The following is an 11,867-nucleotide window of genomic DNA, read 5'->3' as shown; positions in this document are numbered from 1 at the left end:
CTGGCGGGGCGCGCCCTCCCGCGCGGGCGGGCCCGCGCGGGGCCCGCCGCGCGGGCCCCGGCCGGGCCACGGCGGAGTGCTGTCCCCAATCGCCGCGCGGAGGGGGGAGGATAGGACCATGCAGCCACGGAACATGTCCATGAGTGGAGTGGTCGACCTCGCCGCGGTGAAGGCGGCCGCGGAAGCCAAGCAGAAGGCGGAGCGCGCGCGGGCCGAGGCGGCCCGCGGCGGGACGTCCGCCGCCGCGCCCACGCGCCTGGTGTACGACGTCGACGAGGCGGGTTTTCAGCAGGACGTCCTCCAGCGGTCCACCGAGGTACCGGTCGTCATCGACTTCTGGGCCGAGTGGTGCGAGCCGTGCAAGCAGCTCGGCCCGGTGCTGGAGAAGCTGGCGCGCGAGTACGCGGGCGCGTTCGTGCTCGCCAAGATCGACGTCGACGCCAACCAGCTGCTCTTCCAGCAGTTCGGCGTGCAGGGCATCCCGGCCGTCTTCGCGGTCGTCGCGGGCCAGCCGGTACCGCTGTTCCAGGGCGCGGCGCCCGAGGCGCAGGTGCGGCAGGTGCTCGACCAGCTGATCCAGGCGGCCGAGCGGCAGTTCGGCATCGTCGGCGCCCGGGTCGAGCCGGGCGCCGAGGACGAGCCGGAGGCGGAGCAGGCGGCTCCGGCGCGGCCCGCCACGCCGTACGACAGCGCGCTGGCCGCCGCGCACGAGGCGCTGGACTCCGGCGACCTCGGCGGTGCGGTGCAGGCGTACCGCAACGTGCTGTCCGACGACCCGGGCAACGCGGAGGCGAAGGTCGGCCTGGCCCAGGCGGAGCTGCTGCAGCGGGTCCGCGGCGCGGACCCGCAGGCGGTGCGCGAGGCGGCCGCGAAGGACCCGGCGGACGTGGCGGCCCAGGTGGCCGCGGCCGACCTGGAGCTGGTGGGCGGCCACGTGGCGGACGCCTTCGGGCGGCTGGTGGAGACGGTGCGGCGGACGGCGGGCGAGGACCGGGAGGCGGCCCGGGTCCGGCTGCTGGAGCTGTTCGAGGTGGTCGGTCCCGAGGACCCGCGTGTGGCCGCGGCGCGCAGTGCCCTGGCACGTGTTCTCTTCTGACGTTTCCCGGGCTCAAACAATTCGGCGGCCGCGTTTTACCAAAACTTGGCAAACGCGGCCGCTGTCACGAGGAGTGACCAAAACTCGGGCTTTGGTCCGCTTTTGGCGTGACAGATCCCTTTGTTTCCGGGCGGAGAGTGACGACCGTCCGTGCCCGGTTTCCTGCGTGTCGCCGTGGTTCGGTTATTCGTCCGTTACTCACTGGTAACGAACCCCTTGTGCCCCGGCCGGGAATGGACCACGATCGGCCAAGCCCAGGTCTGTTTTCTGCTGTCCGGCGACCGGTCGGTGCGTGGGGAGAGCGGGCGGCGGGCAGGCCGGTGTGCGTACGGGCGCCGGCCGCGGACAGGGGGGTCTCCGCTCCTGGGCGGAGCCTGTCCGAGGGGTCGCGCGGAGGGCGCGGCCGGTGGTGTCGCTCGGGGGTGATCGCCGTGTTTCGGGCACGATGGGCGGTTCGAGACTTTTGGCGCTCTCCTCCCCGAGGACGTAGCACTTCTCCCATCCCAGGTTCGGGGCTTCGCGGCCCCAGCCGGAGATGTACGTCCGAGAAGGAGGAAAGTCATGGAGTCTCTGGCTCGCGGCGGGACCAGATGGCGGCGCTTCGCCGTCGTCATGGTGCCCAGCGTGGCCGCGACGGCCGCCATCGGCGTCGCCCTGTCCCAGGGTGCGCTCGCGGCCTCGTTCAGCGTGTCCGGGCAGCAGTTCAAGGTCCGGGTGGACCGGCTGGAGGGTGAGGGTTTCGTCCAGTACGGGGCGATCGACGCGCAGCACGGCGGCAAGACCGTCCCGGTGGCGGTCTCCGGGTTCGACACCGCCCGGCTCAAGGGCCTGTGCCAGTCCGTCGTCGTCCCCGTTCCGCTGTTCGGTGACGTCACACTGAAGCTGAAGGCGGGCAACGACGGCAAGACGGTCGAGGCCAAGAACCTGTACACCGATCTCGACCAGCTCGACGGCGACGCCACGTTCCACGAGATCAACATCGGCGTGGCGGCGGGGGACACCACCAAGGGCCCGGGCGTGAAGCACGGGGACCGGACCGACCCCGGCTCCTTCGCCCAGGAGGCCGACTCGGTCACGCTGACCGACGTCAAGCAGGTGGCGTGGGCGACCAGCGCCGGCACCTTCAAGCTCGCCGGCCTGTCGATGGGGGTCAGCAAGGGCAAGGACGAGTGCTTCTGAGGCGCTGAGCGGGTGGGGGGCCGACCGCGCGGTGCCCCTCACCCCGCACCGTGCCCGCGACGCGGCACGTCGGCGGTGCCGTACCCGTCCGCGACCGAGGAAAGACCGCAGCCGAGGAAAGACCGATCGAACCGATCGGCAGGCCAGGGGAGCCGTTTTTCATGAGTGCCAAGTCGCCGGGGCCACGTGACGACGTCATCAGCCGGTGGCGCTTGACCTTCAGAGCGTGGCGCTGGCAGCGCCCGTTCTGGGCCGGGCTGCTGACCATACTGGCCGGGCTGCCGATCATGTACTTCCCGTACGCCAACCTCACCATGGGGCAGCTCACCATCCGGATGTCGACCACGGCCGGCTCCGGCTCCCTCATCATCGGCGTCCTGCTGATCGTGCTGGGCCTGAGCATGTGGTTCCAGCCCATGGTGCGGGTCTTCGCCGGCGTCGCCACCATCATGCTCGGCCTGGTCTCCCTGGTCGTCTCCAACTTCGGCGGCTTCTTCGCGGGCTTCCTGCTCGCCCTCTTCGGCGGCGGCATGGGCGTCGCCTGGGCGCCCGGCGAGGCGCCCGCCGCCCAGCCCGCGGAGCATCCCGGCCCCGGGCCGGAGCCGCCCGCCGACGAGGGCGGGGACGGCACCGCCGGACCCGCGCCGGAACCCGCAGCCACCGGGGGGGTCGCGCTGGAGCAGGACGCCACGAAGGGGAGGCACCGTGCCGGGTGACGAGGAGCGGGCGGACGCCGCGACCCCACGCCGGCCGAAGGCCGGACCGCGCCACGCGGCCCCGAGGAAGTCGGTGCTCGGCCGCCTCCACGTGCCCGCGGGCAAGGCCATGGCGATCGCCGCCATGCCCACGGCCATCCTCATGGGCATGGGCCTCACCCCGCAGCTCGCCCGGGCGAGCGCGGGCGACCAGGACCAGTTCAAGCCCGGCCCGTGCGTGACCCAGCCGGACGGCACGCCGAGCCCCGAGCCCACGCCCGACCCCTCGGCCGCCGCCGGGAAGGCGGCGCGGGCCGGCGCGGCGGACGGCGGCAGCGGCGGCACGCCGGCCCCGAGCCCGTCGCCGCGCGCGGCCGCGCGGGAGTCCGGGCAGGCAGGGGACGGCGGCGCCGGGGCCGGCGCCGGGGCCGGGGCAGGGGAGGCCGGCGCGACCGGTCCGGCGCCGAGCGCGTCCAGGGCCCCGAAGACCGGCCTGGAGGCCACCGCGCGGCCGTCGGCCTCTCCCGGCACCGGCCCGGCGGCCGCCCCGTCGGACGGCCAGGGCGTGCTCGACCTCCTCGACCCGCTGGGCCTGAAGCGGACGCTCACGGAGCTGCTCACCGGGGGCCAGGGCGGCGGCACGCCCGCGCCCCGGCCCTCCGCGTCGCCGAGCCCGTCGGCCACCGCCCCGGCGCCCGCGAGCCCGGCCCCCGGCCCCTCCTCCGCCGGAACCGGCCCGTCCGGCACGCCGCCCGCCCAGGACGCCCAGGGCGGCAGGGACGCCCAGGACGCCGACGGCCCGTCCGGCAACCCGGCGGGGAAGGCCGGCGGCAGCCCCGCCCCGGCAGCCTCCTCCGCGCCCGCCGCGCCGGAGCCGTCCGCGTCCCCCTCGGCAGCCGCTGACGGCGCGGACGGCGGGGACGGCGGGGACCTCCAGCCCTACCCGTGCCCGACCTTCGACGCCGAGGCGTACGCGAACGCCGAGGAGGAGCCCACCGCGAGCCTGCTGCCGAACGACCCGTGGACGCTGGAGTGCTCCGTGCTGACCCTGCACGGGCTGAAGTACCACGGCATCGTGCAGGTCAAGCAGTACAGCGGGGAGCTCAAGCGGGTGCTGAAGTTCACCGCGTCGGCCGTCGACATCAGGGACCTGCACCAGAGCACGGTCGGCGCGGGCGGCGGGACCACGCACGTCAAGGCCCGCCCGGGCAGTGTCTCCACGTTCCGCGACGGAACGGTCACCATGTACACCGAGGAGCTGAAGGGCAACCTGCTCGGGCTCATCCCGGTCACCTTCAGCCCGAAGACCCCGCCGCCGCTGAACCTCAGCGAGGTGTTCTTCACCAGCGTCACCGTGCGGCAGGCGGGCCAGTTCGGTGGTGAGTTGACCATTCCGGGTATGCATCTCTATCAGACCGGGGAATAAACCGGTCAGACCCGAAAGCCCGTCCGGGAGCCGCAGAAGAGGCGGTGGGCCGCCCCCTTACGACCAGGGGGACGGCCCACCGCCTCTTCGATCTCCCGCACCAGGCCCCTGGCCTGCCGGGACTCCCGTACGGGGCCTACGACTCCTCGCCGCCCAGGTGGTGCACCCGGACCATGTTCGTGGTGCCGGCCAGGCCGGGCGGCGAACCGGCCGTAATGATCATGATGTCGCCCTCGGAGTAGCGGCCCAGCTTCAGCACCTCGGCGTCCACCAGGTCCACCATCGCGTCGGTGTTCTCCACCCACGGCACCACGAACGACTCCACGCCCCAGGTCAGCGACAGCTGGTTGCGCGTGGCGGCATCCGTGGTGAACGCCAGGATCGGCTGCTGGGCGCGGTAGCGGGACAGCCGGCGCGCGGTGTCGCCGGACTTGGTGAAGGCCACCAGCGACGCGGCACCGAGGAAGTCGGCGATCTCGCAGGCCGCGCGGGCCACCGAGCCGCCCTGGGTACGGGGCTTCTTGCCCGGCACCAGCGGCTGGAGCCCGCGCGAGAGCAGCTCCTTCTCGGCCGCCTCCACGATGCGGGACATCGTCTTGACCGTCTCCACCGGATAGGCGCCCACCGACGACTCGGCGGAGAGCATCACCGCGTCCGCGCCGTCCAGGATCGCGTTGGCCACGTCGGACGCCTCGGCGCGGGTCGGCCGCGAGTTGGTGATCATGGACTCCATCATCTGGGTCGCGACGATCACCGGCTTGGCGTTGCGGCGACACAGCTCGATGAGGCGCTTCTGCACCATCGGGACCTTCTCCAGCGGGTACTCCACGGCCAGGTCGCCGCGGGCCACCATCACCCCGTCGAAGGCCGCCACGACCTCGTCCATGTTGGCGACGGCCTGCGGCTTCTCCACCTTCGCGATCACCGGGACGCGGCGGCCCACCTCGTCCATGACCCGGTGCACGTCCCGCACGTCCGAGGCGTCCCGGACGAAGGACAGCGCCACCATGTCGCACCCCAGCTTCAGGGCGAACCGCAGGTCCCGGACGTCCTTCTCGGACAGCGCCGGCACGTTGACGGCCACGCCGGGCAGGTTGATGCCCTTGTGGTCGGAGATCACGCCGCCCTCGATGACGATGCACCGCACGCGCGGGCCGTCCACCTCGATCACCTGGAGCGCCACGTTGCCGTCGTTGATCAGGATCGTCTCGCCCTTGGACACGTCGCCGGGCAGGCCCTTGTACGTGGTGCCGCAGATCGTCCGGTCGCCCTGCACGTCCTCGGTGGTGATGGTGAACTCGTCGCCCCGGTGCAGCTCCACGGGTCCGTCCGCGAAGGTCTCCAGGCGGATCTTCGGGCCCTGGAGGTCGACCAGCACGCCCACCGCGCGGCCGGTCTCCTCCGACACCTTGCGGACGCGGTGGTAGCGCTCCTCGTGCTCCGGGTGGCTGCCGTGGCTCATGTTGAAGCGGGCCACGTTCATCCCGGCCTCGACCAGCGTCTTGAGCTGGTCGTAGGAGTCGACGGCGGGACCCAGGGTGCAGACAATCTTTGAACGGCGCATGGGGCGGATCCTATCGGTTTGTTTCGAGGCGGAATATTCAAAGCCGTGCGGGACGGGCCGTGCGGGACCAGGGGTGCTGACGGGCCGTAGGAGCCGGTACGAGCCGTACGACCGGCCCGTACGAGCGGTGCCGAGCCGTACGGGCCGGGCCGCGCGCCCGGCCGCAGCCCGCTCAGGCCCGTACCAGGGCGTAGGTCTGGCTCGCGATCTCCAGCTCCTCGTCGGTCGGCACCACGGCCACCGCCACCCGGCTGGTCTCCGCCGAGATCAGCCGCGCCGCCGAGCCGCGCACCGCGTTGCGCACCGCGTCCACCTCGATGCCCAGCGCGGTCAGGTCCGCGAGCGCCGCCGCCCGCACCGCCGGGGAGTTCTCGCCGACCCCGGCCGTGAACGCGACGGCGTCCACCCGCCCGAGCACCGCGGTGTACGCGCCCACATACTTCCGCAATCGGTGGACGTACACGTCGAAAGCCAGCCGCGCGGCAGGATCCTGTTCCGCCATGCGGCGCCCGATCTCCCGCATGTCGTTGTCCCCGCACAGCCCGAGCAGCCCGCTGCGCTTGTTCAGCAGGGTGTCGATCTCGTCGGCCGACATGCCGCCCACGCGCGCGAGCAGCAGCACCACGGCCGGGTCCAGGTCGCCCGACCGCGTGCCCATCACCAGGCCCTCCAGCGGGGTCAGGCCCATGGAGGTGTCCACGCACACCCCGCCGCGCACCGCCGACGCGCTCGCGCCGTTTCCAAGATGCAAGACGATCACGTTGACGTCCGCCGGCTCGGCGCCCAGCAGTCTCGCGGTCTCCCGCGAGACGTACGCGTGCGAGGTGCCGTGGAAGCCGTAGCGCCGCACGCCGAACCGGTCGGCGGTCGCCGTGTCGATCGCGTACCGCGCGGCGGCCTCCGGGATCGTGGCGTGGAAGGCCGTGTCGAAGACCGCGACCTGCGGCAGGTCGGGGCGCAGCGCGCGGGCGACCCTGATGCCGGTGAGGTTGGCCGGGTTGTGCAGCGGCGCCAGCGGGACCAGCTTCTCGACCTCGGCCAGCACCTCGTCGGTGACCAGCACCGGCTCGGTGAACCGGGTGCCGCCGTGCACCACCCGGTGGCCGATCGCGGCCAGCCGCGGCGAGTGCAGGCCCAGGTCCCGGGCGTCCAGTTCGGCGGCGACGCGCTTGAGGGCCTCGGTGTGGTCGGCGACCTCGCCCTCGCCGACGCGCTCCACGTTGCCCGAGGCGAGCCGGGAACCGTCGGCCATGTCCAGCAGCTGGTACTTCACCGACGAGGAGCCGGAGTTGAGGACGAGGACCCGGGTGGCGGTGGCGTTCACGCGTGTCACGCTTCCTGTGCGGCGGGGTGTGCGGCGGGGTGTGCGGTGGGGGTGTTCTGGCCGGGGCGGGGTACGGGCGCGGCGGGCGCCGGTCCCGGGGTGTCCGGGCCGGGGGTGGCCGGGCCCGGGCCGGCGGGCCGCTCGCCCTGCGCCTGGATGGCGGTGATCGCGACGGTGTTGACGATGTCCTGGACGAGTGCCCCGCGCGAGAGGTCGTTCACCGGCTTGCGCAGGCCCTGGAGCACCGGCCCGACCGCCACCGCGCCCGCCGAGCGCTGCACCGCCTTGTAGGTGTTGTTGCCCGTGTTGAGGTCCGGGAAGATCAGCACGGTGGCCCGGCCGGCGACGTGCGAACCCGGCAACTTGGTGGCCGCCACCGCCGCGTCCACCGCCGCGTCGTACTGGATCGGCCCCTCCACCAGCAGGTCCGGGCGGCGCTCGCGGACCAGGGCGGTGGCCTTGCGCACCTTCTCGACGTCCGCGCCGCTGCCGGAGTCGCCGGTGGAGTACGACAGCATCGCGACGCGCGGCTCGACGCCGAACTGCGCGGCGGTCGCCGCCGACTGGATGGCGATGTCGGCCAGCTGCCNGGTCGCCGCCGACTGGATGGCGATGTCGGCCAGCTGCCGCTCGTCCGGGTCGGGGTTGACCGCGCAGTCGCCGTACACCAGCACCCGGTCCGCCAGGCACATGAAGAACACCGACGAGACGATCTCGGCGCCCGGCGCGGTCCTGATCAGCTCGAAGGCCGGGCGGATGGTGGCGGCGGTGGAGTGCGCCGCGCCCGACACCATGCCGTCGGCCAGGCCCTCGGCCACCATCAGCGTGCCGAAGTACGACACGTCGGCGACCACGTCGTAGGCCAGCTCCTCGGTGACGCCCTTGTGCGCGCGGGCACGCGCGTACCTGTGCGCGAACCGCTCGCGCAGCGGCGAGGACGCCGGGTCGACCAGCTGCGCCCCGCCCAGCTCGATGCCCAGCTCGGCGGCGCGGCGGCGGATCGCCGCCTCCTCGCCCAGCAGCGTCAGGTCGCACACGTCCCGGCGCAGCAGCACGTCGGCGGCGCGCAGCACCCGCTCCTCGGTGCCCTCCGGCAGCACCACGCGGCGGCGCAGCGCGCGGGACCGGTCGATCAGCTCGTGCTCGAACATCATCGGGGTGACCCGGGCGGAGCGGGCGACGGAGATGCGCTCGGTCAGCGCGGCGGTGTCCACGTGCCGCTCGAACAGCCCGAGCGCGGTCTCCGCCTTGCGCGGCGTGCCCGCCGTCAGCTTGCCCTCCAGCGTGGACAGCTCGGCCGCGGTCGGGAAGCTGCCGCCGGGCACCGCGAGCACCGGCGTGCCGGGCGCCAGCCGGGTCGCCAGCGCCATCACGTCCGGGCCCGGGTGCTCGCCGAGGGTGAGCACCAGGCCCGCGATGGGCGGTGCCCCCGCGCTGTGCGCTGCCAGCGACCCGATGACCAGGTCGGCCCGGTCGCCCGGGGTCACCACCATGCAGCCTTCGGTCAGGGCGGCCAGGAAGCGCGGCAGCGTCGCGCCGCCGAAGACGAAGTTCCGTACGTCCCGGGTGAGCCCGGCGCTGTCGCCGAGCAGCACCTCGGCGTCCAGGGCCCGTACGACCTGGTCCACGGTGGGCGCGGACAGGGACGGGTCCTCGGGCAGCGCGTAGCAGGGCACCGGCAGTTTGGCGGCGAGCGCCCCGGCGACGGCCTCGCGGTCCTCGGGCGCGACCCGGTTCACCACGACGGCCACCACATCGCAGCCCAGCGCCCGGTAGGCGCGGTGGGCGTTGTGCGCCTCGGCGCGCAGCACGTCCGCGGGCTGGTTCTGGCCGCCGACGACGGCGACCACCGAGGCGCCGAACTCGTTGGCCAGCCGGGCGTTGAGCGCCAGCTCGTCGGCGAGGTTGGTGGCCCGGTAGTCGCTGCCGAGGACCAGGACGTACTCGTGCGCGCGGGCCACCTCGTGGAAGCGGTCCACCAGGTGGGACACGAGTTCGTCGGTGCCCCGCTCGGCCTGGAGCGCGACGGCCTCCTCATAAGAGGTGCCCAGCGCGGTCCCGGGCGGCTGGGTCAGCCGGTAGCGGGACCGCAGCAGGTCGAACAGGCCGTCGGGCCGGTCGTGCACCAGCGGGCGGAAGACCCCGACGCGGTCCACGTGGCGGGTCAGCAGCTCCATGACCCCCAGCTCCACGACCTGGCGGCCGTCGCCGCGGTCGACTCCGGTGATGTACACACTGCGCGTCACGCCTGCTCTCCGATCCTCGTGGGGTTTTGCCGTGCGGGTGGGGCGGCCGGCGGCCTGCCGGGGCCGGGCGGTCCGCCGGCCGCGCCTGTCTGCCGGTCCGCCGGTCCGTAAAACCGGCCGCCGCGGGCCCGGTGGAAATCCCGCCGAAGGCCCGAATCCTGCGAAGGAGAAAATGTAGAGAGAGATAGAGCGAGAAGTTATACGGAACTGCTGTGTCCTCTTGACAACACGTACCGCCGAGAATACGGGGCCGTCCTTGGGCGGTACGCGGCACCCCGCCGCCCGTGAAACAATCGGACCGGCTCACACGTACCCAGCAGGGAGCAGGGGAGACACCGCACGATGCGCATCGGAGTGCTCACCGCCGGGGGCGACTGTCCCGGCCTCAACGCCGTGATCCGGTCGGTCGTCCACCGGGCGGTCGCCGACCACGGCGACGAGGTGATCGGCTTCGAGGACGGCTTCCGGGGGCTGCTGGAGGGCCGGCACCGCAAGCTGGACCTCGACGCGGTGAGCGGCATCCTGGCCCGCGGCGGCACGATCCTCGGCTCCTCCCGGCTGGAGCGGGCCCGGCTGCGCGAGGCGTGCGAGACGTCCAAGGAGTTCGCCCGCGACTACGGCATCGACGTGCTGATCCCCATCGGCGGCGAGGGCACCCTCACGGCCGCCCGCATGCTCTCCGACAGCGGGCTGCCGGTGGTCGGCGTGCCCAAGACCATCGACAACGACATCTCCTCCACCGACCGCACCTTCGGCTTCGACACCGCCGTCGGCGTCGCCACCGAGGCCATCGACCGGCTGAAGACCACCGCCGAGTCCCACCAGCGGGTCATGGTCGTGGAGGTCATGGGCCGGCACGCGGGCTGGATCGCGCTGGAGTCCGGCATGGCGGGCGGCGCGCACGGCATCTGCCTGCCGGAGCGGCCGTTCCAGGTGGACGACCTGGTGCGGATGGTCGAGGAGCGGTTCGCGCGCGGCAAGAAGTTCGCCGTCATCTGCGTGGCCGAGGGCGCGCACCCCGCCGAGGGCGCCATGGACTACCAGAAGGGCGCCATCGACCAGTACGGGCACGAGCGCTTCGCGGGCATCGGCAACCGCCTCGCCGCCGAGCTGGAGCGCCGGCTCGGCAAGGAGGCCCGCCCGGTCATCCTCGGGCACGTGCAGCGCGGCGGCACTCCGACCGCGTACGACCGGGTGCTGGCCACCCGGTTCGGCTGGCACGCCGTGGAGGCCGCCCACCGCGGCGACTACGGCATGATGACCGCGCTGAGCGGCACGGACATCCACATGGTGCCGCTCGCCGAGGCCGTCACCGAGCTGAAGACCGTGCCGGTGTCGCGCATGGACGAGGCCGAGTCGGTCTTCTGAGGCGCCCTCGCCCCCTGGGCCGTCGGCTCGTCCCGGCCGCCGGTCCTTCGTGGCCGCCGGTCCTCCCCGCCCGTCCCGGTCGCTGGTTCCTCCGCCCGGGCCCGGCGGCCGGGCCCGGGCGGTGACGTCCGGCGGCCGGGCGGCCATGGCACTCCCGCCCGCTCCCGGGCCTCCGCACGTCTTCTGCGGCCGGGACGCGTCAAACAGGTGTACAGGGGCGCGCACCGGCGCTCGGCGCTCCAAGGGGGCGCGCGGGAGCGTCCACGGCGGCTCGGGCGACATCATTCCCGTATGACCGTATGGCTAGTGACTGGCTGGTGACCATACGGCGTGGTGCGGGGCCGACCCAGCGCGTGCCGGGGACTCGAAGGAGCGGCGGCGAATGGCGAAGATCCGGCCGTGGACGCGTCGGCCGGCCCGGCGCCTGGTGCGCGGCGCGGTCGCCGGGGCCCTGGCGATGGCCGCTCTGACCGCGGCGGCCTCGTGGTTCTCCGGCAGCGACGAGCGCGCGCTGGACGGGGCCTGCGGCGGCGCGCTCGCCGTCGGCGCGGTGCGCGCCGTGCTCGGCGGCGGCGAGGTCGGCGTGCGCGACCGCACCACCGGCACCTTCGGCGGCGGCCGGCCCGGCACGCTGTCCGCCTGGTGCCAGGTGTCCGCGGGCCGGGAGCGCGTCGAGGTGACCGTCTCCGGAGCGCCCCGCCCCGCGCGCGAGCACGGCCTGGGCGCCCTGTACCCGCCCGTGCCCACGCGCGTCACCCTGCCGGTGCCGCTAGGCCAGGGCTGGGCCGGCCTGCTCGCCACCGACCGGGCGCGGCCCGGCGGCCCGCCGGACGGCGAGACGTTCGCCGCCGTGCACCTCGCCTGCGCGCGCGGCCTGGGGAGTCTGCTGGTCACCAGCAGGTCCGTGGTCCCCGGAGGGCCCGCGCCCGGTGGCGGCGCGCCGGGCGGCCCGCCCGCGCGCGCCGCCCG

Annotated in this window: 8 protein-coding genes and 1 pseudogene; 6 read left to right on the top strand and 3 right to left on the bottom strand. The window is 73.9% G+C overall.

What is annotated here, in order from left to right; genetic code table 11:
* Positions 1-118 precede the first annotated feature (118 nt).
* The 4 genes from RKE29_RS22650 (at position 119) to RKE29_RS22635 (ending at position 4,396) form a co-directional block, all read left to right on the top strand.
* Positions 119-1,096, top strand: a complete 978-nt coding sequence (locus tag RKE29_RS22650) for a tetratricopeptide repeat protein (RefSeq protein ID WP_312007405.1) — start codon at positions 119-121, stop codon at positions 1,094-1,096.
* 561 nt (positions 1,097-1,657) lie between these two features.
* Positions 1,658-2,275, top strand: a complete 618-nt coding sequence (locus tag RKE29_RS22645; protein WP_312007404.1) for a DUF6230 family protein — start codon at positions 1,658-1,660, stop codon at positions 2,273-2,275.
* A 161-nt stretch (positions 2,276-2,436) separates the two neighbouring features.
* On the top strand, positions 2,437-2,991 hold the full coding sequence (locus tag RKE29_RS22640; protein ID WP_312007403.1) for a DUF6114 domain-containing protein: 555 nt from the start codon (positions 2,437-2,439) through the stop codon (positions 2,989-2,991).
* On the top strand, positions 2,981-4,396 hold the full coding sequence (locus RKE29_RS22635; protein WP_312007402.1) for a hydrogenase expression protein HypF: 1,416 nt from the start codon (positions 2,981-2,983) through the stop codon (positions 4,394-4,396). The genes RKE29_RS22640 and RKE29_RS22635 overlap by 11 nt, the downstream gene beginning before the upstream one ends.
* A 136-nt stretch (positions 4,397-4,532) precedes the next feature.
* Here RKE29_RS22635 and pyk read toward each other — a convergent pair whose 3' ends face one another.
* From pyk to pta, 3 genes are all read right to left on the bottom strand, one after another.
* Complete coding sequence (gene pyk, locus RKE29_RS22630) at positions 4,533-5,960, bottom strand: pyruvate kinase (protein WP_312007401.1); 1,428 nt, start codon at positions 5,958-5,960, stop codon at positions 4,533-4,535.
* Positions 5,961-6,132: 172 nt separating this feature from the next.
* Positions 6,133-7,293, bottom strand: a complete 1,161-nt coding sequence (locus RKE29_RS22625; RefSeq protein WP_312007400.1) for an acetate kinase — start codon at positions 7,291-7,293, stop codon at positions 6,133-6,135.
* Complete coding sequence (gene pta, locus RKE29_RS22620) at positions 7,290-9,530, bottom strand: phosphate acetyltransferase (RefSeq protein ID WP_312007399.1); 2,241 nt, start codon at positions 9,528-9,530, stop codon at positions 7,290-7,292. The genes RKE29_RS22625 and pta overlap by 4 nt, the downstream gene beginning before the upstream one ends.
* A gap of 342 nt (positions 9,531-9,872) precedes the next feature.
* On the opposite strand from pta, the gene RKE29_RS22615 reads away from it, so the two are divergent.
* Positions 9,873-10,898 (top strand): ATP-dependent 6-phosphofructokinase, encoded by a 1,026-nt coding sequence (locus RKE29_RS22615; protein WP_312007398.1) that lies wholly within the window; start codon positions 9,873-9,875, stop codon positions 10,896-10,898.
* Between the two features lie 382 nt (positions 10,899-11,280).
* A pseudogene (locus tag RKE29_RS22610) lies at positions 11,281-11,867 on the top strand (hypothetical protein); the annotation flags it as partial.

Origin of the sequence: Streptomyces sp. B1866, assembly GCF_031932565.1 — a bacterium.
Taxonomy (GTDB): Bacteria; Actinomycetota; Actinomycetes; order Streptomycetales; family Streptomycetaceae; genus Streptomyces.
This window is presented reverse-complemented; position numbering and strand designations above follow the sequence as displayed.

Excerpts from the sequence above, each read along its gene's own strand:
- RKE29_RS22640 (WP_312007403.1), top strand. The coding sequence starts at position 2,437 with ATGAGTGCCAAGTCGCCGGGGCCACGTGACGACGTCATCAGCCGGTGG.
- pyk (WP_312007401.1), bottom strand. The coding sequence starts at position 5,960 with ATGCGCCGTTCAAAGATTGTCTGCACCCTGGGTCCCGCCGTCGACTCC.
- RKE29_RS22650 (WP_312007405.1), top strand. The coding sequence starts at position 119 with ATGCAGCCACGGAACATGTCCATGAGTGGAGTGGTCGACCTCGCCGCG.
- RKE29_RS22645 (WP_312007404.1), top strand. The coding sequence starts at position 1,658 with ATGGAGTCTCTGGCTCGCGGCGGGACCAGATGGCGGCGCTTCGCCGTC.
- RKE29_RS22615 (WP_312007398.1), top strand. The coding sequence starts at position 9,873 with ATGCGCATCGGAGTGCTCACCGCCGGGGGCGACTGTCCCGGCCTCAAC.